The 20,872-nt window shown below is 38.3% G+C and carries 18 protein-coding genes; 6 read left to right on the forward strand and 12 right to left on the reverse strand.

Translation table 11 applies throughout. The features are described 5' to 3' along the window. Positions 1 to 5 precede the first annotated feature (5 nt). Positions 6 to 1,426 (forward strand): IS3 family transposase gene (locus tag J9537_RS09895; protein WP_425333172.1). Its coding sequence is split into 2 segments (ribosomal slippage): positions 6 to 483 and positions 483 to 1,426, totalling 1,422 coding nucleotides; the frame shifts between segments, so codons are not numbered across the junction. An 87-nt stretch (positions 1,427 to 1,513) separates the two neighbouring features. On the opposite strand, the gene J9537_RS09900 is transcribed toward J9537_RS09895, so the two are convergent. From J9537_RS09900 to J9537_RS09915, 4 genes are all read right to left on the reverse strand, one after another. Further along, positions 1,514 to 3,298, reverse strand: coding sequence for a hypothetical protein (locus J9537_RS09900; RefSeq protein WP_218256033.1), 1,785 nt, complete (start codon positions 3,296 to 3,298; stop codon positions 1,514 to 1,516). Between the two features lie 23 nt (positions 3,299 to 3,321). Continuing rightward, positions 3,322 to 4,899, reverse strand: coding sequence for a peptide chain release factor 3 (locus J9537_RS09905; RefSeq protein ID WP_218256034.1), 1,578 nt, complete (start codon positions 4,897 to 4,899; stop codon positions 3,322 to 3,324). A gap of 217 nt (positions 4,900 to 5,116) precedes the next feature. Continuing rightward, complete coding sequence (locus J9537_RS09910; protein ID WP_028020446.1) at positions 5,117 to 6,493, reverse strand: hemolysin family protein; 1,377 nt, start codon at positions 6,491 to 6,493, stop codon at positions 5,117 to 5,119. A gap of 112 nt (positions 6,494 to 6,605) precedes the next feature. Continuing rightward, positions 6,606 to 7,730 (reverse strand): AI-2E family transporter, encoded by a 1,125-nt coding sequence (locus tag J9537_RS09915; protein ID WP_218256036.1) that lies wholly within the window; start codon positions 7,728 to 7,730, stop codon positions 6,606 to 6,608. Between the two features lie 76 nt (positions 7,731 to 7,806). Between J9537_RS09915 and J9537_RS09920 the strand changes: the two genes are divergently transcribed. After that, a complete protein-coding gene (locus J9537_RS09920) occupies positions 7,807 to 8,241 on the forward strand; it encodes a GNAT family N-acetyltransferase (RefSeq protein ID WP_218256037.1) in 435 nt (144 codons plus the stop codon). Between the two features lie 138 nt (positions 8,242 to 8,379). Here the strand turns inward: J9537_RS09920 and J9537_RS09925 are convergent, their stop codons facing one another. Then, positions 8,380 to 9,615, reverse strand: coding sequence for a DUF6056 family protein (locus J9537_RS09925; protein WP_280640427.1), 1,236 nt, complete (start codon positions 9,613 to 9,615; stop codon positions 8,380 to 8,382). A gap of 127 nt (positions 9,616 to 9,742) precedes the next feature. On the opposite strand from J9537_RS09925, the gene J9537_RS09930 reads away from it, so the two are divergent. Further along, the gene (locus tag J9537_RS09930; protein WP_218256041.1) at positions 9,743 to 11,212 is read left to right on the forward strand and encodes an IS1182 family transposase; all 1,470 of its coding nucleotides are present in this window, start codon (positions 9,743 to 9,745) and stop codon (positions 11,210 to 11,212) included. Positions 11,213 to 11,302: 90 nt separating this feature from the next. Here the strand turns inward: J9537_RS09930 and J9537_RS09935 are convergent, their stop codons facing one another. The 4 genes from J9537_RS09935 to recX form a co-directional block, all read right to left on the reverse strand. Further along, a complete protein-coding gene (locus tag J9537_RS09935) occupies positions 11,303 to 11,848 on the reverse strand; it encodes a DUF6056 family protein (RefSeq protein WP_218256043.1) in 546 nt (181 codons plus the stop codon). A 200-nt stretch (positions 11,849 to 12,048) separates the two neighbouring features. Continuing rightward, complete coding sequence (gene ntdP / locus J9537_RS09940; RefSeq protein ID WP_010740416.1) at positions 12,049 to 12,582, reverse strand: nucleoside tri-diphosphate phosphatase; 534 nt, start codon at positions 12,580 to 12,582, stop codon at positions 12,049 to 12,051. A 97-nt stretch (positions 12,583 to 12,679) separates the two neighbouring features. Further along, positions 12,680 to 13,837: an A/G-specific adenine glycosylase gene (gene mutY, locus J9537_RS09945; RefSeq protein ID WP_218256045.1), complete on the reverse strand. Its 1,158-nt coding sequence runs from the start codon at positions 13,835 to 13,837 to the stop codon at positions 12,680 to 12,682. Then, entirely contained in the window at positions 13,830 to 14,627 is a 798-nt protein-coding gene (gene recX / locus J9537_RS09950; RefSeq protein WP_218256046.1) for a recombination regulator RecX, read from the reverse strand. Before recX ends, mutY begins: the two co-directional genes overlap by 8 nt. 184 nt (positions 14,628 to 14,811) lie before the next feature. On the opposite strand from recX, the gene rlmD reads away from it, so the two are divergent. Continuing rightward, entirely contained in the window at positions 14,812 to 16,185 is a 1,374-nt protein-coding gene (gene rlmD / locus J9537_RS09955) for a 23S rRNA (uracil(1939)-C(5))-methyltransferase RlmD (protein ID WP_218256048.1), read from the forward strand. 34 nt (positions 16,186 to 16,219) lie between these two features. On the opposite strand, the gene J9537_RS09960 is transcribed toward rlmD, so the two are convergent. From J9537_RS09960 to J9537_RS09970, 3 genes are all read right to left on the reverse strand, one after another. Continuing rightward, positions 16,220 to 17,452 (reverse strand): LCP family glycopolymer transferase, encoded by a 1,233-nt coding sequence (locus tag J9537_RS09960; protein ID WP_218256050.1) that lies wholly within the window; start codon positions 17,450 to 17,452, stop codon positions 16,220 to 16,222. A gap of 237 nt (positions 17,453 to 17,689) precedes the next feature. After that, entirely contained in the window at positions 17,690 to 18,298 is a 609-nt protein-coding gene (locus tag J9537_RS09965) for a superoxide dismutase (protein WP_218256051.1), read from the reverse strand. 72 nt (positions 18,299 to 18,370) lie between these two features. Next, positions 18,371 to 18,838, reverse strand: coding sequence for a GtrA family protein (locus J9537_RS09970; RefSeq protein WP_218256053.1), 468 nt, complete (start codon positions 18,836 to 18,838; stop codon positions 18,371 to 18,373). Positions 18,839 to 19,000: 162 nt separating this feature from the next. Between J9537_RS09970 and J9537_RS09975 the strand changes: the two genes are divergently transcribed. Both J9537_RS09975 and J9537_RS09980 read left to right on the forward strand, forming a co-directional pair. Then, positions 19,001 to 19,816, forward strand: coding sequence for a DUF1189 domain-containing protein (locus J9537_RS09975; protein WP_010745982.1), 816 nt, complete (start codon positions 19,001 to 19,003; stop codon positions 19,814 to 19,816). 88 nt (positions 19,817 to 19,904) lie between these two features. After that, entirely contained in the window at positions 19,905 to 20,852 is a 948-nt protein-coding gene (locus J9537_RS09980) for a phosphoglycerate dehydrogenase (RefSeq protein ID WP_218256054.1), read from the forward strand. Positions 20,853 to 20,872 lie beyond the last annotated feature (20 nt).

A 20,872-nucleotide genomic window follows, 5' to 3' on the forward strand; every position in this document is an offset into this window, starting at 1 on the left:
TTTTTATGGCTAAATATAGTTTTGAATTCAAATTGAAAGTAGTTCAAGAATACTTAGATGGGAAAGGTGGTTATAGCTATTTAGCAAAGATACATTCGGTTAAGGATAGGAAACAAATACTAGATTGGGTGAATTCCTACCGGGAATTTGGCGAAGAAGGTCTTCTCAGAAAACGTAAAAATGCGAATTATTCTGTTCAATTTAAGTTGGATGCGATAGAGTTATATCAAACTAGTGAGCTGTCTTATCGTGAAATTGCCAATGTACTTAAAATGAATAATCCGTCTCTCATTGCCAGTTGGATGAGAAAATTTCGGGATGATGGTATCGATGGACTCACAAAAACGAAAGGACGTCCATCTACCTTGGCTGAGAAAAAAGAACAGAAAAAGAAGCGTTCAATTGAGTCAACACCGGAAGAACGAGACCGTATTAAAGAATTAGAAAAACAAGTGCGTTCCCTTCAGATTGAGAATGCCTTTTTAAAAGAGCTGAGGAAGCTGCGAAAACAGGAAGCCCAACAAAGACGAACGAATCAATCGCACGAATCATCAACAGCCTCCGAGGATCATTCAAATTAGTTGAGCTTCTTGAGACGTTAAACTTTCCTAAAGCGACGTTTATGTACTGGCAAAAACGATTTGACAGAGACAATCCCGATCAAGGAATCGAAGCCGAAATGCTTCGTATTCGTAAAGAACATAAAAATTATGGCTGTTTACGAATGACGAATGAACTAAAAAATCGCGGATTTCATGTCAATAAAAAGAAAGTTCAACGTTTGATTCGAAAGCTAGGGATCGAAGTCCGTTCCTACACACGTAAATCACGTCGCTATAATTCTTATCGAGGAAAGATTGGAAAAGTGGCGAAAAACCGGATTCGTCGTCATTTTTATACGAGTATTTGTCATCAAAAAATTACGACAGATACAACAGAATTCAAGTATTTTGAAATAGATACCAAAGGCGTGATCCGACAAAGAAAGTTATACCTAGACCCGTTCATGGACATGTATAATAGCGAGATTCTTTCGTACCGCATTTCAGAAAAGCCGAATGCCTTGGCAATTATGGAAGGTTTAGAAGAAGCCATCGCGATCACGGCTGATTGCCCCTATCGTCGCACCTTCCATTCGGATCAAGGGTGGGCTTATCAAATGAAGTCCTATCGGCAAAAACTAAAGAAACAGAAAATCTTTCAAAGTATGTCTCGCAAAGGAAATTGTTTAGATAATTCAATCATGGAGAACTTCTTCAGTCTTCTAAAACAAGAAATCTTTCATGGGGAAACCTATCACAGTTTTGATGAACTAAAAACGGCGATCGATGACTATATCTATTACTACAACAATCACCGGATGAAACAGAAATTGAATTGGAGAAGCCCTGTTCAATTTCGAAAAGCTGCACAGAAAGCGGCATAATTGTCATGTTAACAAACAAAAAATGGAGTAGATTTCTCTACTCCGAAATAAGTCTAACTTTTTGGGGTCACTTCAAGCTTAAAGGCTTCAGCTATTTTTTTTATTAATTTTTTTAGCGATTGCAGGTATTTGAATAATACCAATGAACAGAAGAATCTCGATCCATTGAATCACAGGAACGCCTGCTCCGGTATAAATCATCATAAACAAATCTTTCCGTTCTGGTGCCCATGAACAGAACCAGGAAACCCCTATTAGGAAGATTAAGTAAGATAATCCTATACCTACTATGATCAACAGCAGCCCCCTAAAGATTTTTAACTGTGCTTTTGAAAAAAGACTGCCAATGAGAATGATCACTAAGCCGAATCCACAGATGACTAACCAAATCGGAGTCAGGTCACGATAAACTTGAATGATTCGATTAGATATTTTTGCTGTTCTTACCAGTTTAACGGGGTTTGAATCTGGATTATTAATATCTTGCCAGTTTCCTGAAAAAGAATGATTTAATAATTTTTCTGCCTTAACCACATCTTCCTTTGGTCCCAGCGTAGCATCTGCCCCTTGACCGTACTCTTTATAGAAAACAGTATAATCAAATCCGCTTTTCATGAATTCGCCTACTAAGGGCAGATCCTTTCTTAATTTCCCGTCCCCGGTTGCGGTGAGATAGATTTCTTTTTTCTTTTTCAATTGACCTTTTTCATAAGCCTTCGATAATTCTGAATCAACTTTCTGCCAAAATTCTTCCGTCTTTTTGCCATCCTTATAGTAGCCCGCTTGCGCTGCGGCATCTCTAAGAGCCCAGAAAATAATATCTCCAGCGATATCTTCACCGCCGCTCCAAGGACTTCCCTTATAAATCCAATCGATATTTTTAGCAATGGATTTAAAGGTAGGAGAAACAGCCTCAGCTTTTTCTAAAGCCTTCTTTGAGACCCAAACTCTGCTATTGGTTTCATTAAGCTTTGTTCCATCATCCATTCGAATCAACTGTTTTGAAACATTGCCAAATGCGCCACCCGTTCGATCATTGACTATAGATATTCCATAATGTTCCTGATTCATCTGCTTCAATCCTTTGGTCATGGAAAAAAGCATGACAAAGGGCAATATACATAATAGTAGCTTAATCAGCTGCTTCTTCGTGAAAAAAAACTTTTTTATAGACTCTCGAAACGTCTTCAGCTTAAAATTCGAATCATTTTCAAAGATGACTGATCCAGAGATAACCAACAGTCCTACTAACAATAAGGGGAATAACCATAGTGAATCTTCACGTATATACCAATAAAATGGAAAAATTAAGGATAAACCGATACTCCACGGAACAAACGACCTTAGGCTTTCGTTTCTTCTGAAATATAATCCTACAAGACAAGCAATGACCAATATCACTGCTGGAACTACCAAGGTATTTCGATAAATTCGTGTGCTATATTCACTCGTCAGAGTAACTGGGGAATACAAAAAGAATGCATAGATAAACGTTAAAAGCCATCGATTTTTTACTAATGGGCGCAGAGCAATTGCAGCGATCCCACTTGCTAAAACATTAAAGAAGCCTAAAAAAACTCCATAAGGTAAATGAAGTTTATTCGCCCACACCATAAAAAACGAGTAAGAAATCCCTTTAGATAAAGTTTTCGTCGAATAGTCACCCAACCAATTCCCTTTAAGCATTTCTTCGCTATACCGTATGAACAACTGATCATCATAACCGGCAAATAAGTTGATGAAATAGGGAGCTTTGGCGTTCAGCACTAGACGAAAGACTGTCAAACTAAGCAAAACAACTAACAAGATCAAGTTAGCTGGCTGTTTAATTTTTTTTAACCTTTTTTCTGTGCGGCTAATTTGTTTTTGCATCAAAGGTCCCTTTCCTCACTTTTTTACATCAAGCTCTTTAATTCTACATCTGGATATTTATCAGCAAACCAACGCATCGCGAATTGGTTTTCAAATAAGAACAAGGGCTGATCGAACCGATCTTTTGCCAGAATGTTTCGGCTGGAACTCATTCGTTCATCCAGCTGCTCAGGGTTGATCCAACGTGCAATTTTATTTCCCATCGGTGTCATTACGACCTCAGCGTTGTATTCATTCAGCATCCGGTGCTGGAAGACCTCAAACTGCAACTGACCAACAGCTCCGATGATATATTCATCCGTTAAGTAGGTCTTGTATAATTGAATCGCGCCCTCTTGAACCAGCTGATAGATACCTTTGTGGAAGGATTTTTGCTTCATTACATTTTTTGCAGTTACTTTCATGAATAGCTCTGGCGTAAATGAAGGCAGCTCTTCATATGCGACTTTCAATTTTCCTTCATAGAGAGTGTCCCCGATTTGATAGTTTCCTGTATCGTAGACACCAATAATATCCCCAGCTACAGCCTCTTCCACGTTTTCTCGAGCGTCAGCCATAAACTGCGTTACGTTGCTCAGCTTCATCTTCTTTCCGGTCCGTCCAAGCATAACATCCATCCCGCGTTCAAAAGTACCCGAGCAAACGCGAACAAAAGCGATCCTATCACGATGATTTGGATTCATATTTGCTTGGATTTTGAAGACAAAACCTGAAAACTCTTCTTCATAAGGAGAAACGGCTTCTCCTTCTTCCGTTTTATGTGCATGAGGTTTTGGCGCTAAATCAACAAAGCTTTCTAAAAAAGTTTCCACTCCAAAGTTTGTTAACGCAGATCCGAAGAAGACCGGAGTTTGATCGCCTCGTTCGATTTTTTCAAGATTGAACTGATCGCCTGCTTCTCGCACCAATTCCACTTCTCCTAGAACATCCTCGTAAATAGATTTCTCTTTTAAAGGATGTGGACCAGCGATTTCACCATTGGTCAGCTTCACAAAGCGTTCTCCTTCGTATTGCTCAGGGCGATAAAACTCAATCCGTTCATTGTAGATATCATAGATACCTTCCAACCCTTTCCCCATACCAATCGGCCAATTCATTGGATAAGATTCGATATCCAATAATTCCTCTAGTTCTTCTAATAGCTCTAACGGTTCACGACCATCACGGTCCAATTTATTGATAAATGTAAAAATTGGAATTCCACGGCGTTTTACAACTTGAAAAAGCTTTTTCGTTTGTGCTTCTATCCCCTTAGCGCTGTCGATAACCATGACTGCACTATCTACTGCCATCAGTGTACGATAAGTATCTTCCGAGAAGTCTTCGTGCCCTGGTGTATCTAAAATATTTACTCGTTTTCCGTCAAAATCAAACTGCATAACAGAACTCGTTACTGAGATACCACGTTGCTTCTCAATATCCATCCAGTCAGATTTTGCAAAGTTGCCTGTTTTCTTTCCTTTTACTGTTCCAGCCTGACGGATCGCTCCACCAAATAACAAAAGCTGTTCAGTGATCGTCGTTTTCCCCGCATCCGGATGGGAAATAATCGCAAAGGTTCGGCGACTGTCTACTTGTTGTTTTAAATTAGGATTGTTCATTTTATTGCTCCATTCATATATCTAGTATCTTTCAAATTCCAACCCAATCAGTATAGCATGGATTTTAGTCTATTGGAAAGTTGAATCGCTTTGATTTTCATATAGATTTTCCATTGAACTCAGTCGTCAATTTTGCTTCTTTTTCGATAAGTGATACACAAGTATAAAAGCAAAAAGAAAACACTCTGCTAAGCAGAATGTTTTCTGATTTGGTGTATTAACGACGCGGCTCGTCATCATCGAAATCTTTGGTAAACAGTCGGCGTTCTTCTTCTGGTTCAGCATTTTCATGCTCTTCAGGATGAAAAATTGCTCGCAGAGTTAAAACACGCGACCCTTCCATTTCCTCAGAGATCAACGTTAAGTCGTCCACATCGAAGGAAAGCTTTTCACCTTCATCAGGAATTGTTCCTAAGGCGGTGATCAAATAGCCTGCCATTGTATCGACATCGCTCATATGCAGATTTAATCCGAATTCTTCATTAAACTCGTCAATCAGCATTTTCCCGTTGATCAGATACTCGTTGTCTCCGACCTTTTCATAAAGCTTCTCAATTTCATCTGACTCATCGTCGATTTCACCAACGATTTCTTCTAGTAAGTCCTCTAACGTTACGAGCCCAACCATACCGCCGTATTCATCCAAAAGGATTGACATTTGGTTTTGCGTTTTCTTCAATTCATATAGCAGATCATCGATGAAGATCGTTTCTGGAACAAACAAAGGTTCTTGTAAGATCTTTTGCAAAACGACATTTTCAAAGCCGAATTGACGGGCAGCCTTTAATAAGGTTTTTGTGTGTAGGATTCCTACAACCTTATCTTTGTCCTCGTCATAGACTGGAATTCTTGAATAGCTTTCATTTAAAATCTCATCGATATTTTCTAATACTGGATCATTGATATCAATCATGAAGGAATCTGTCCTAGGAACCATTACTTCCCGCGCAACTTTTGTGTCTAATGAGAAAACACCTTGCAGCATTTCAATCTCATCATTGTCTAAGACACCTTCATTTTCTAGCATATAACGCATTTCGTCACGAGTCATTTTCGTATCTTCATCATCAAACGTCATTGGAGTAATTTTTGCCAATAAGTTTGTTGATGCTGTTAACAACCAGACGAAAGGTTTTGTGATTATTCCTAATTTACGAACAACACCCGAAGTAAATTGTGCCACCTCTTCGGTCTTGGTCATGGCAATTCGTTTGGGATATAATTCTCCAAATACAATCGAAACATAGGTCAATAAAAGCATGACGATCGCAGCAGCGATTGGTCGTGCCGCTGAGCCGCCGCCTAATAACGGTGCTAAGCGAGCAGATAAACTATCCGCCAAGGATGCCCCTGACAAGATGTTGACTAAAGTAATCCCCACTTGAATCGTGGACAAGAAATTATTCGGGCTTTGAATAACCTCCAATAATTTTTTTGATTTCAGGTTTCCTTCTTCTGCTTTTTGTTCTACTCGGTTTTTATTGACCGACACCACCGCAATTTCAGCCGCAGCTAAAAATCCGTTGATTAACGTCAAAATTACTAATAAACCTAGTTGTAATAATAACGACTGACTATCGGGGTCAGCATTCATAATTGCATTCGCTCCTTAATTTAAAGTGTAAAAAAAGTGGCACAAAGGCCACGATAAAATCGTATCACATCACTTGTTTTTATGCAATCATTTCCGAGCGAAGAGCTCTTGGCTAATTTAAAAACTCTTGTTCACGCTCTTCCTGCTTGCTTTGCTTCACTATTTTCACGATAAATATCACCACAGTACGCAAAATAGCATAAACCGGCACACCAAGAAAAACGCCTAAAATTCCGGAAAGATTTCCAGCAACCAACAGGATCAAAATAATTGTCAGTGGATGGATATTCAATGATTTACCAATTATATTCGGATAAATCACATTCCCATCGACCTGCTGTACAATCAAGACAATAAGGATACATAATAATGCTTTAGTCGGCGAATCAAAAAAGGTATAGATCAACGCCGGGGCTAGTCCTAAATAAGGTCCTAAATAAGGAATCAAATTCGTCAAGCCTGCAATCACTCCGAATAGAAAGGCATAGTCAACACCAATCAGGAGATAACCTAAAAAGGTGAAGGTTCCTACAAACAAACATTCAATTGCCTGTCCGCTGATATAGTCAGACAACGTTTTATTAAGCTGCTGTAGAAGCCCCTTAATATTGTCACGCTGCTTCTCTGGGAAAAGGCGCTCGATATTTGGCACAAGCTTCTCGCCGTCCTTCAACATGTAAAATAGAATGAACGGGACTGTAACTAATAACAAGACTACTGTCGTGATCTTGCCAATAAGTGATCCAAGCCCATTTGTCACACTAGTAAGTGATTGCTGAATAATGCTGCCAGCTGATACATCCAGGTTGCTGATATATTTATCAACATCCAGCTCTTTAAAGAGTGGGAAACGGGTGGCATTGTCCGCAGCCTGCTGCAGCCAATCCTGCATATTGCTGATAAATCCTGGAATATTTTTTGCCAAAGAAACCAGCTGCTCCACTAAATTAGGGATTACACTCATGAAAATCAACACGATCATACCGATCAATAAAATAAATATCAAAGCGATCGCCAATAGACGCTTCACGCCCATTTTCATCAATAGATTGACTAATGGATTTAATAAATAATACAAAAAGCCGGCGATCAAGATCGGTGCAAACAACGTGGTGAAGAATGTCCCAATCGGTTGAAAGACAAAATCAATTTTTGATGAAACAAAAATTAACGTGGTGATGACCAGAAGTTCCACTGACCAAAACATTAATTTTGAATTTTTAATTTTCTCAAACATCCATCTACTCCTTTTTCTAGATTTAGTTTATAGTATACATCATGTGGAGAAAAATCCCCTTGAGGAAGGTGTCATTATGAAAATTTTAATCACTAAGGATACAATGAGCGACATTTATCTCGACGCCGTTCGAATCCGTCAAAAAGTTTTTGTGCAAGAACAAGGCGTCCCTGCTAATCTAGAAATCGACGAAAATGAAGCCTATTCCGTTCATTTTGTTCTTTATACAGTGGAAGAAAAGCCCGCCGCGACTGTTCGCCTATTGCCCCTGGACGACCAAACATTTAAGTTACAGCGCATGGCTGTTTTGAAGGAATATCGTGGAAAGAAACTTGGTGCTGAGATTATTGCCGAGGCAGAGAGCTTCGCAAAGCAACAGGGATTTAAAACAATCGAATTAGGCGCACAATTAACCGCAGAGGCCTTTTATCAAAAATTGGGCTATGTTGCCTATGGCGAGATCTTTCAGGATGCTGGAATCGATCATGTGCATATGAAAAAAGAGTTGTAAGAAACTTTCACATTGAAATTTTTTATTCAAAAAAGAGGCGTACAAACTACTCATTAACAGTTTTCTACCTTTTATGATAGTAGTTTCAAGCCTCTTTTTTCATTAACTAATATAGTATTGGGAGATGACAATAGAAATTTATTTTTTATTAATCTGAATAGTTGTGTCTACTAAATTCGTTTTTGTTATTGGATCATAGATACCTATATTTACACTCTCAATATCTTGAGGTCGAATATTTCCTATTGGTGAAGAAAAAATATACTTATCATCAACTTTCAATTGGTTATTCAATGATGTATCAGCATTGAACATTGTGATGACATTTTTTGTGGCTTCTCTTTTCCAATTAACATGAATAAATAGTACATCTTCAGTTGAATATTTTTTTACAAGATTGTTATCAAAAATCAAGTTAATACTATAGTTATTAATATTGCGTTCATCAGGGAAAATATTCACAGCTTTTAATTTACTTCCTTCACCGAAGGATCTATTTAATGGAGTTTGTTTAGTATTAATTAATTTATCACTGCTATAATCAAAGCTGAAATCTTTATTGAACTTAACAATACTAGTGGCTGCATCGATACCATAATACGAATTGAGATCACCTTGAAACATGTCAATGCTATCAGAAGGATTGTATAACTTCCCGACGTAATAATTTGGAATGTATATAGTCTTCTGATTACTTTCTTTTCCCTCCAGAATAGCTTGCTCCCTTACTTCAAACTGTCCATGTAGCGAAACTACACTTTTAGTAGCATAGTAATAGGTGAAAATAAATGGGATACAAAGTAATGCAATCAAATATGTTGTACTTCTCTTATAAACTAAGACTTTATCGTATAGTAAGTCATTGGCAAAGAAAGCAATCGAAATCAGAAACAAGACTAATGCACCATTTAGCGATCGAAGAGCTACTGGAAAGACATATGAACCACCAAAAGCAGCATTAGCAATAATTGCTGAGAAGAAAAATATCAAACTATAAATAAGATTGTTTTTTTGCGGATATTGTTTTCTTAAAAAGTAAATAAAACCAAGAAGTATAAATACAACAAACACCCATGAAAAACTTTTAAACGTTTCAATAAACCAAGGAGAAGAAAAATAATTCCAAAGCCTATGAAATAAAGATTGCTCGCGGGAAATTTGAAATGCTGAATGTTGCAATCTTTCATGTTGTCCAGGAGATAAAAGTAAACTTAGAGTTCCTATAACTGAAAAGGGAAAAGCAATTAAAAATACTTTTTTCTCTTTCTCTATTAATAAAAAAACTAGTAAAAGCAAAATGACAACGATAGAAGTATTCTCATTAGAATTTCCTGCTAGTAATCCCAAAATTGGAATTACAAAAAAAGGAGCCACTGATAAAGTTCAATAACAAAAATTGTCGAAAGAGAATGCAGGCATTTTCTTTCGACAATTTTTTCTTTTAGATAGTGATTCGTTGTCCAGATATCTTTATAATTAGAAGTATCTAGGGGGCGATTTCATGCTTAAACAAATGGTTCAAACCAAACTTAGTCCATATAGTGATCTTTATGATTTACTCATCCCAGCCGATCATATTTTGCGTCGGTTCAATGAGTTAGTTGACTTTTCTTTTGTCTACAAGGAACTAGAAAATAAATATTGTTTAAACGATGGTCGCAATGCCTATGATCCGATTAAGTTATTCAAATATTTGATGTTAAAAGCGATGTTTCCCGCGTCTGATGTGGATCTCGTTGCTCGCAGTAAAACAGACATGGCCTACAAATATTTTCTTGGCTTGGCTCCAGAAGACGAGGTCATTGATCCAAGTCTACTGACGAAATTCAGACGACAACGCTTGAACGATTCAAATTTACTAGATCTCTTATTGAACAAAACCGTTCAGCTCGCGATCGAAAAAGAGATTATCAAAAGCAAAGGAATTATCGTAGATGCCACACATACCGCTTCTAGATTTAATAAAAAATCCGCAATAGAGCTCTTACGTTCTTATTCAAAAAAGGTGCGCAAAGCGATTTATACAGTAAAACCTGAAGCGAAACAGATCATGCCTGAAAAAAATCAAAAAAACGAGTACCAAGCAGAAAAAGACTATGTAAAGACGCTCTTAAAAGCAATTGAGGAACATCCAGAATGGTCCGTCATACCTGCAGTCGCGGAGTCAGTCAATCAGTTAAAAGAAACGGTTGAAGATTGCCAAGAATATGAAGTCTATTCTCACGATACGTCCGCAAAGGTTGGACATAAAACCGCAGAAACAGAATTTTTCGGCTATAAAACCCATCTGGCTATCACCGAAGAACGAATTATCGCAGCCGCAAGTGTGACTGGTGGGGATGTTGGAGACGGCCCATATTTAAAAGAATTAGTTGAAAAATCACGTGCGAACGGAATTGATGTGAAGGAAGTTATCGGTGATACAGCGTATTCAGGAAAAGCCAACTTACTTTTTACAGCAGAAGAAAAAATTAAACTTTATTCAAAACTTCATCCAGTGATTTCAAATGGCACACGAGATCCCGAACAGGAGTGGGAATATAATAAGGACGCTGGAATGTACGTCTGTCCCAATGGACAATTGGCCTTTCGAAAAGCTGTTCAAGGAAAGAAAAATCAAGGAGAAAACCAACGATTGACCTTCTATTTTGATGTAAAAAAGTGCCAAGCTTGTCCATTGAATGAGGACTGTTATAAAGAAGGGGCAAAAAGTAAAACGTACAGTGTGACGATTCAATCCCAAGCACATAGCGACCAACAGACATTTCAGGAAACGGAAGCGTTCCAAAAACGTTACCGTATGCGTTATATGATTGAAGGAAAGAATAGTGAAATCAAAAACAGACATGGCTACAATGTTTCTTGGTCTAAAGACATTGAGGGCATGATGCTTCAAGGAGCCAGTACGCTCTTTGTCACTAATTTAAAACGAATCGTTAAGCTGATTGATGAAAAAGCGGAAGAAAAATAATAAAGAACGCCCGATGATCAACTTTGTAGGCTGATCATCGGGCTTTTTCCGTTCATTAATCTGAGTTTTTGTAGAAACTAGGGTACTTTATCAGTGGCTCCCAAAAAAATGCCAAGCTTTTAATTTTTTCCCTTTGAGGAAAAAAATTAATGCTATGAAAGAAACTATAAAAAAATTTGTTAAAAGATAGTTTGTGAATCCAACTGTCCAAAAAGAAGTTTGTCCTAAATTAGGATTGGCAATCCAATAAAGCAAAAATACAATAATAAAATTGTTTGAGTTCCAATTTAATTTATTTGCAAAAATTGAAGGTAATTGAGAAATTAGCGCTATCAAAGCCACCCAAATTCCTGCTTTTATTATGATATAAATTATTGAAGGAAGTTGAAGTAATATTAGCGAGGCGAAATCTGCAACCAACCGACCGGACCAATTCATATATCGCCAATGCATATCAGACCAATCTGAATTATTCACGACATAAATAAAATCGTCACTTGAAACAGGTGTAAAAAATAGAGGCAGTATTATAAGAATAAATGCAATACTCAAGCATAAAATAACTTCCGCTTCACCACTGAACTTAAATTTAAATTTAGATTTCGATTTGTTTCTACTTCTTTTTATTTGTTCCAAAATATAATCTCCTAATCTCTGATGATCTTTATCCAGTTTAACAAAGAAATGTATGAAAACCAATTGACTGAATGAAATAAAGCTTAAATAATCAAAATACTAGATATTCTATAGTTCGACATAAATTTGTAAAGTAATACTATCCCTATAACTCTCCCACAAAAAAGGCTATACCATCTTTTTGGTACAGCCTTTTCTTTCTACTTTCGCGACAATTGCTTATAACGATCATACCAAATATCAATATAGCCTTGGGAAAAAGGCCCCTTTTCATTGTTAATCCAGTCCACTAAGATTTTGACATTTTCCTTGAGGATATAATCAATTTCTTTAGAGTAATGCATCTGCTGACTATGGGCTTCGTATTCATCAACGTCTAATAGACGTTTCTCCCCATCCGGAAAAACTTTGACATCTAAATCATAATCAATGTACTTCAGTGCCTCGTCATCTAATACATAAGGTGATGCTAGATTACAATAATAAGAAACTCCCTTCTCTCGAATCATTGCTATTATGTTGAACCAGTATTTTTGATGAAAATAAACGATCGCTGGTTCGCGAGTGACCCATCTTCTGCCATCTGATTCTGTAACCAACGTGTGGTCATTCAAGCCGATCAGAGAACACTCACTTGTTTTTAATACCATGGTATCACGCCACGTTCGATGCAAACTGCCGTCGTGTTTGTAACTTTTGATCGTTACAAACTCTCCTTCTTTTGGAACTCCCATAGCTACCCTTCCCTCAGCGAAAGAAAATTTCGCATTTGTTTGGGTGTTATCACACCGACATCAGAATTATTATAGCAATAAAATGAAAGATTGCCTACTAATCTTTGTCGTCTGCTAAATTATTTTCAAAAACTTCCAACATTTTTTGCTGTGGTTTTGGAAAAACATAGTTTTCAAAGTCATTGGGTTTCACCCATTGACCTTCTATCGTTAGAGCTGCCGTACTCCGCCCATAAAAAACTAGAATATGCCAACGTAAATGACTGAAGACATGCTTAACCTCGCCAAGAACCTTTTTCTGCCATACGACTGCCTGTTCTGGAAAAAAGTCGGGACTATCTTCTGCCACTAAGCTACTGGAAAACAAATCCCAAGCGCTTGGATCATATTGCTCCTGCAATTCTTTAAATCGCGCAGCAGTTACCTCTTCTAATGGGAATAACCACATGTTTGCTAATAACCCTGTTTCTGGTCTCTGCTGAAGAAATAATTCTTGATGCTTGTTCTCAATAATTCCAGCCACGTAATAGACGTCTTTGGGTTTCAATTTTTTAGACTTTACAGGAAAGTCTGTCTGTCTATTTTCACGATAAGCTTGACAATAACTTTGAATCGGACAGCTCTCACATTGGGGGCTTGTTGGTGTACAGATACTGGAGCCTAAATCCATCATCGCTTGATTAAAATCTCCTGGCTGATCCTGACTGATGATTTTCCGCATTGCCTCATCAAAGGGTTTACGGCTGCTGGCTTTTGCAATATCAGCTTCGATACAAAACAAGCGGCTGACGACACGCATCACATTCCCGTCAATGGCAGGCTCAGGAATTTCAAAAGCGATACTGCTTATGGCTCCAGCCGTATAAGGGCCAATTCCCTTTAACGAACGAATCTCCTCAACTGTGGAGGGAAACTCTCCATTGAACTCCTCCATAATCTGCTTTGCTGCGGCCTGAATATTTCGTGCTCGAGAATAATAGCCCAAGCCTTCCCAGACTTTCAGTAGCTTATCTTCTGGTGCGTTAGCAAGATCCTGAATCGTTGGAAATTGCTCCATAAAGCGGTAAAAGTAATCAATCACTGTATCAACGCGGGTTTGCTGCAGCATGATCTCCGAAATCCAAATGCGATAGGGATCGTGATTATAACGCCAAGGAAGGTTTCGCTTTTCCCGCTGATACCAAGTAAGAAAAGCATCCTGAAAACTTGTTACCTCTTCCTCTGTCCATTCTTCCCAAGCCTTAGCCTTATTCATCCTCTTCCTCTTTTCCACGAATAAAGGCATCAATTTGATCTAATTGAAACCCTTTTTGATACAAGCTTTGTTTAACCTTCTGCCGTCGTTTCGCTGGTTCAAAGCGTTGATTTTTACGCCATAATTTTTCACCCTGCAATTCCAGTGCATCATTTTCCTGCTCTTCAATCTCAGAAAAATCAATCTCTGCCAGAACTCGTTTACTGATATCACTACTGAATCCTTTTGTCATCAACAACTGCTGCAGCTTTTGCTGAACTTCACGTTGACTGTTATGATGAAATTTTCTCAAAGCCTTCTGCGCAGTATGCAATGCTACCTGATATTGCTCATCGCCTTCGTAAAGATAAAGAGCCTGTTGGATATCGCTATCCTTCACTCCTTTTTGTTTTAACTTCTGCTGCAGCACTCGAGGACCTTTGTCCCCTAAACGCATCTGTGTTCGAATAAAACTTTCACTGTAAACAAGATCATTTAGCAAATCCATCTCTTTAAGGCGATCAACAATTTTTTGGCGATCTGTGCTCTCAATTTCATTGTCCTTTAGATAGGTCCGAATCTCTTTTTCTGTTCGTAACTGATAACTTAAATAGTTCAGGGCCATTTGATAGCCCATGTCTTCTTTGCCTTCTTGCTTAATTTCATTTAAAGTTTTCTCCTCTAACTCTTGTCCTTTCAAGAGTCGATGACGCACAACGGTATCTTCAGATAATCGCAGCTTCTCACCATTAGAGAATTCCACTTTATAAAAAGGTCCGCGCCCTTGGCTAATTTTTACTACTGTTAACATCCTTTATCCCTCCCATTCGAATCAATACCTCTACTTTAATAAACGCTCTCACGTTCTCAAATTCTCCATCAATTATTGCCTTAGCAAAAATTAATTCTATCATAGATGATCAACCAATCGATAAAAATATGCTAAAATGAACTGCGCTGAACAATTGAAAATATTTTTAAGAAAGAGGCTGACTATGGCTGTTCAATTGAAAACAAATCAAACACTAAACTTAAAAATCAAACGTCTAGGAATTAATGGTGAAGGAATCGCTTATTATAAACGTTTGATTATCTTTGTCACTGGTTCTTTACCCGGTGAAACGGTTGTTGCACGAATCACAAAAGCAACACCACGCTTTGCTGAAGCCCACCTAGTTAAAGTTACGAAAAAAAGTCCTGATCGCATCACCCCGCCTTGTCCTGTTTATGAAGAATGCGGGGGCTGCCAACTACAGCACTTGGCTTATCATAAGCAGTTAGATTTCAAAAAAGATTTGCTTCGGCAAGCTCTGGAAAAATTTAAACCTGATGGTTATCAAAACTTTGAGCTCCGCGATACGATCGGAATGGAGGAGCCTTGGCATTATAGAAACAAGGCACAATTTCAATTGCGCAAAAACAAAAAGACCAAGCAAGTAGAAGCTGGTCTGTATCAAGCGGAATCTCATCAATTAGTTTCCATCAAGGATTGTCTCGTTCAGGAGCCGACGACACAGAAAGTCATCAATACTGTTGTAAATCTATTAACAAAATATGATATGCCCATTTATGATGAGCATTCAAATTCAGGAATCATGCGAACATTAATGGTTCGGATTGGCATTGAAACTGGGGAAGTACAGCTAGTTTTGATTACTAAAACAAAAAAATTACCGCAAGGAAATGCCTTGATCCGAGAAATCACCCATCGTTTGCCGGAAGTTGTTTCTATTATGCAAAACATTCAGGACAAAAAAACTTCGGTTATCATGGGCGATGAAACCATCCACCTCTGGGGCAAGGAGGTCATTAATGAAAAGATCAATGAGGTAAGCTTTGAGCTTTCTCCTCGTGCCTTCTTCCAGTTAAACCCTCAGCAGACGAAGATTCTTTATCAAGAAGCGATTCACGCGTTAGATTTAACGACACCAAAAACTGTTATAGATGCTTATTGCGGTGTAGGTACGATCGGCCTTTCCTTAGCAAAGCAAGCCAAAGAAGTTCGTGGCATGGATATCATTCCTCAGGCGATCGATGACGCCAAGAAAAATGCGGCAGCAATGAATCTGACCAATACTCATTATGAAGTCGGAACCGCTGAGAGCCTGTTGCCAAAATGGTTGAAAGATGGCTTTTCGCCGGATGCAATTGTAGTTGACCCTCCAAGGACGGGCTTAGATACTCAATTGCTAAAAGCCATTGAACAATCTCCTAGTCCGCAAATGGTCTATATTTCCTGCAATGTCTCAACGTTAGCGCGTGATCTTGTGAGCCTTACCAAAATTTATCGTGTCGAATATCTTCAATCTGTAGACATGTTTCCGCAGACAGCACGCTGCGAAGTCGTAGTAAAGCTTACCAGAAAATAAAAAAAAGGGCGTGACCGCAATTGGTCACGCCTATTTAATAGCCGGCTGCTGGCTCTCCATAAGCCGCATTTGGATCAGTGGCACCACCATAGCCTTGATCCGTTTGGTTTGGATCTGTATAACCAGGATCACTATAGCCTTGATCGTTCTGAGTGGTATCTCCATACTGCGGATACCCGTTGTTCGCACTTGATGAATCCCCATAAACACCGCTATTGTCGTAATTATTAGGATTGTCATAACCTGGTGCATACTGACTCGTATCTTCACTGGCTTTTCCATCTGAATCATCGTAAAACAAGCTGTCTGCATCAGCTTCTTTCAAATTAGGCAATGTATCGGCGGTCGGCAAGCCCAGCTGCTTCTTCAAAGTGTTCTGAATGTCTAACAGTTCGTTGGTTCCTAAAATCTGATAATAGATTTCGTCGATTATCTGACTCTTACCTACTAGTTGTTTTTGCTTGATGGTATCAAAAGCTGATAGATAATTTGTTCCAATATCCATCATGTCGTCCCAATCCAAATCCGTCTTCATATTCTTTTCAACGGCCTTCAAAATCTTCTTATAGTTTCCGACACCGTTAATAGACATCGCTTTTCGTAAAATCTTTGTTACAACCTCACGTTGACGTCTTTGACGACCTACATCGCCTTCTGGATCTTCATAACGCATCCGAGCATAAGCCAAACCTTTTTCTCCGTCTAATGTTTGTTTTCCTTTAGCCACGTGAATGCCATCTAAAGTAAAGTCAATTTTATTATTGACTTCTATACCGCCCACAGCGTCGATTAGATCCTTCAACCCACGCATATTGATAGAAACATAATGATCCAGAGGTATATCTAAGAGTGTCTCAATGGTATCCATCGACATCTCTACGCCGCCGAAAGCATAAGCATGATTTAACTTATCATTTGTTCCATATCCAACAATCTTCGTTAAAATATCTCGGTCAAGACTGACAATCGTTGATTTCTTCTGCTTCGGATTGATAGTAACCACCATCATACTGTCCGACCGCCCTTGATCCGAACGACCAAGATCCCCAGTATCAACTCCCGCAAGCAAAATTGAAAAAGGTTCTGCATTGTCGATATTTGGCTTGTCGCCCTCTCGTTTTAAACTCGTTCGTTTAACAGTTTGTCGAATGCTGTCTACCATTTTACTGGCATCATTTGTTACTTGAACAGCATAGTAGGTAATCCCACCTATAAATAAATTTAGTAGGACCAAGAATCCTACGACAACTTTTTTCCAACGGCTCATAGCACACCTCTATCAACGATTTTTTACGTTTTATTTTCTCATAGATCAGCCATCGGTTCAACCACAGCCGAAAAATAATTAATTTTATATAATGGAAACTTAAAAAGTATTAACTACTCGGTTCCCTTTAAATTCGATTTATACCATAAAAATATGAAGATTTTTGGAAGGGTACAAAAATAAACGCAAAAAAAAGAAAGACTAGCAGAACTAATCTTTCTTTAAAATCGTAGTTGATTATTTAGCTGCTGCTAAATTTTCATTTGCTTGATCCCAGTTTATAACATCCCAGAATGCTGCAATGTAGTCTGGACGTACATTTTTATATTTTAAGTAGTACGCATGTTCCCAAACATCCAAACCAATAATTGGTGTCTTGCCGTCCGTCAATGGGCTATCTTGATTGGCGGTTGATGTAATTTCTAATTTGCCGTTGTTCAATACTAACCATGCCCAACCAGAACCAAAACGTCCTGTTGCCGCTGTCTTGAATTCTTCCTTCATTTTCTCAAAGCTGCCGAAAGCTTGATCAATTGCTTCTTTGATCGCACCTGTTGGTTCACCGCCAGCATTAGGCGCCATGATTTTCCAGAAGAAGCTGTGGTTCGCGTGTCCGCCGCCATTATTACGTACCGCTGTACGAATGTCTTCAGGAACTTCATTCAAGTTCGTCACTAATTCTTCGATTGATTGTTCGCCTAATTCTGGATATTTTTCAATCGCAGCATTCAAGTTGGTTACATAAGTGTTGTGGTGCTTGTCATGATGCAGGTGCATCGTTTCAACATCGATATAAGGTTCTAACGCGTCGTAGCCATAAGGTAAATCTGGTAAAGTATAAGCCATTGTTCAATTCCTCCTTAAAATATCTTACATATTGACTGTATCAAACAATGCAGGGTTCTTCAATAGATATGCCTATCGTGACGAAGAATTCGTTTTCTCGTCTTCGATAATCTCGACTTTTTTGAAAATAAATACTTTACTGAATACATAGTTTGCTACAACGACGACGATTTGCGTAATGATTTTGGCGATTAAATTGCCTGTATGCAGCATATCGATAAATAAATACATGCAGGCCATATCCATGCCAAAGGACAGCACACGATAAAAGATGAATTTACCAAACTCCCATGCTAAAGCTGTAAAGTTTTCCGTTTTTGACTGGAATACCCATAATTTATTCGTGACAAAAGCAAATAGCACCGAACAAATCCACGAAATGGCGTTCGACACTGGCCAACTTAGGTGAAAAGCCTGGTAAGCGAGAGCAAAGGTTACAATATTAACAACGGTAGCTAGCCCGCCAAAAAATAAATAAATGAATACTTCCCAAAGCTTTTTTTCTTCCAAATAGTTTCTAAACATATAATAGATTTTCATGATTGCTCACTTTCTTATTCTTCTCTACTTAATGTAAGATAGCGAAGCTTGAAATAATAGTCAATTCTTTCTTGCATTCTTTTTACATTTTTACAGATCGCCTTGTTATTTCAAGCCTACTTCGCTACAATGGCTCTTGTATAAAAAGATTGGAGCGATCACATGACCTTTCGTCAATTAATCAAAGGATCTCTTTTTCGTTTTGAAGATCTAAAATCAGCAAAGGACACGCCCTTTTGGAAGTCCATTGTCTATCTATTAGGCTTGAGTCTGCTGCTGGCGATTCCAAGTGTTTATCAAGCACTTCAAGTGATGAATCAAATCAAAGCGGATAGTTTAGAAATCGTTGAAAAGATTCCCGATTTCAAAATTGAAAATGGCGAGATTAAGACAGCGAAGCCGGAAAAAGGATTCATCTATCAGACTGATTCGATCATTCTGACCTTTGACCCTGACGGCAAGCGTTCACAGCAGGATGTCGAAAAGGACTTAGTCGGAAATTATTTTAGTGTTGGATTACTGAAGGATCAAGCATTACTTGTATTGCCAGATTACGGCGGTGTCAGCTCGGCAATGTTCGGAGACAACGTGCTGAAATTCTCCTATAAACAGGAGCCACTAAAAAGCATGACCGGCGACAAGCTTAGAGCTGGTTTGGAAGACTTGGAAATGCCGATTTGGACACCGCTCGTGATGTTATTGGCAGGACTTTACCCTTCCTTTATCAATTTATTTGTTACGTTAGTATTTGCTGGTATCGCAGGAATGATCGTTGCTAAACTACGCTTAAGACGAATCACTTTCTTTGAATGTTTTAAGACCATCATTTTCTGTGCAACAATTCCGGTGATTCTAGCAACCATTATCCTATTGTTCCAACCAAATTTTGATTCAAGTCTGTTAATTACCTTTATCAGTTTATTTGTCTTTTTCCGCGTAACACACTATTTTCCTAGAATCGAATTACCCACCAAATAACTGCTTACGATTCCGTAAGCAGTTTTTTTTCATTATTTTTGTTAAAATGAATGCGAGATTTCAAGTAAAAATGAAATGAGGAATTCCTATGTCACAACCAATTATTTACTTACAGCGCGAATTTCGCGAAGAATTTATTGAAAAGATTCAAACCATTGCTCCTGATTATCAGATAAAAACCTCGCTTAACGAGGAAGAACTGCAAGAGGTAGAAATTTCTGTCGGCTGGTCAAAGAAGTATAGCGAAGCATTGCTCCAGTCCCCACAGTTAAAATGGGTTCAATCAATTTCTGCAGGTGTCGATTATTTGCCGCTAGATGAATTTTCTAACCAAGAAATACTATTGTCAAATGGCAGCGGCATCCATGCCCTCTCTATCAGTGAACATATTATTGGTGTTCTACTCAGCTATTATCGTGGCTTAACACAAGCTGTCAAAGCTCAAGAACAAAGAGACTGGGTCCAAGATACCATTCATTACGACCAGTTAGCTGGAAAAAACTTATTAGTCGTTGGTACGGGTCACATCGGTCAACAATTGTCAAAATCTATTCACAGCCTAGGTATCAAGGTTTATGGAATCAATACCACTGGTCATCCAGTTGAAGGATTCATTGAGACCTACTCCATCAAGAATTTGGCAAAGATTGTCCCTGAAATGGACATTGTGGTAGGAATCTTACCTGGAACACAGGAGACCTATCATATTTTCAACAGTGATATTTTCGAAAAGATGAAAAAATCTGCTGTATTTATAAATGTTGGTCGAGGAGATACCGTTCATACCAAAGAATTGATAACCGCATTAGAAGAAAAACAGTTCGCCTTTGCGGCTCTTGATGTCTTTGAAGAGGAACCTTTACCAAAAGAAAGTCCATTATGGGGCCTTGACAATCTATTGATCACTCCTCATATCTCAGGTATGACTGTCGATTTCCAAAATAAATTTATGAAAATCTTCTTGGCTAATCTAAAGTCTTATGTAGAGAATAAAGAATTGTCGGTGAATCAGGTAGAGTTGGAGCGGGGGTATTAAAAAAACAGGTATTATTCTCA

Source organism: Enterococcus raffinosus, from assembly GCF_019175485.1.
In the GTDB taxonomy this organism is placed as follows: Bacteria; Bacillota; Bacilli; order Lactobacillales; family Enterococcaceae; genus Enterococcus_A; species Enterococcus_A raffinosus.

Excerpts from the sequence above, each read along its gene's own strand:
- J9537_RS09900 (WP_218256033.1), bottom strand. The coding sequence starts at position 3,298 with ATGCAAAAACAAATTAGCCGCACAGAAAAAAGGTTAAAAAAAATTAAA.
- J9537_RS09905 (WP_218256034.1), bottom strand. The coding sequence starts at position 4,899 with ATGAACAATCCTAATTTAAAACAACAAGTAGACAGTCGCCGAACCTTT.
- J9537_RS09910 (WP_028020446.1), bottom strand. The coding sequence starts at position 6,493 with ATGAATGCTGACCCCGATAGTCAGTCGTTATTATTACAACTAGGTTTA.
- J9537_RS09915 (WP_218256036.1), bottom strand. The coding sequence starts at position 7,730 with ATGTTTGAGAAAATTAAAAATTCAAAATTAATGTTTTGGTCAGTGGAA.
- J9537_RS09920 (WP_218256037.1), top strand. The coding sequence starts at position 7,807 with ATGAAAATTTTAATCACTAAGGATACAATGAGCGACATTTATCTCGAC.
- J9537_RS09930 (WP_218256041.1), top strand. The coding sequence starts at position 9,743 with ATGCTTAAACAAATGGTTCAAACCAAACTTAGTCCATATAGTGATCTT.
- ntdP (WP_010740416.1), bottom strand. The coding sequence starts at position 12,582 with ATGGGAGTTCCAAAAGAAGGAGAGTTTGTAACGATCAAAAGTTACAAA.
- mutY (WP_218256045.1), bottom strand. The coding sequence starts at position 13,837 with ATGAATAAGGCTAAGGCTTGGGAAGAATGGACAGAGGAAGAGGTAACA.
- recX (WP_218256046.1), bottom strand. The coding sequence starts at position 14,627 with ATGTTAACAGTAGTAAAAATTAGCCAAGGGCGCGGACCTTTTTATAAA.
- rlmD (WP_218256048.1), top strand. The coding sequence starts at position 14,812 with ATGGCTGTTCAATTGAAAACAAATCAAACACTAAACTTAAAAATCAAA.
- J9537_RS09960 (WP_218256050.1), bottom strand. The coding sequence starts at position 17,452 with ATGAGCCGTTGGAAAAAAGTTGTCGTAGGATTCTTGGTCCTACTAAAT.
- J9537_RS09965 (WP_218256051.1), bottom strand. The coding sequence starts at position 18,298 with ATGGCTTATACTTTACCAGATTTACCTTATGGCTACGACGCGTTAGAA.
- J9537_RS09970 (WP_218256053.1), bottom strand. The coding sequence starts at position 18,838 with ATGAAAATCTATTATATGTTTAGAAACTATTTGGAAGAAAAAAAGCTT.
- J9537_RS09975 (WP_010745982.1), top strand. The coding sequence starts at position 19,001 with ATGACCTTTCGTCAATTAATCAAAGGATCTCTTTTTCGTTTTGAAGAT.
- J9537_RS09980 (WP_218256054.1), top strand. The coding sequence starts at position 19,905 with ATGTCACAACCAATTATTTACTTACAGCGCGAATTTCGCGAAGAATTT.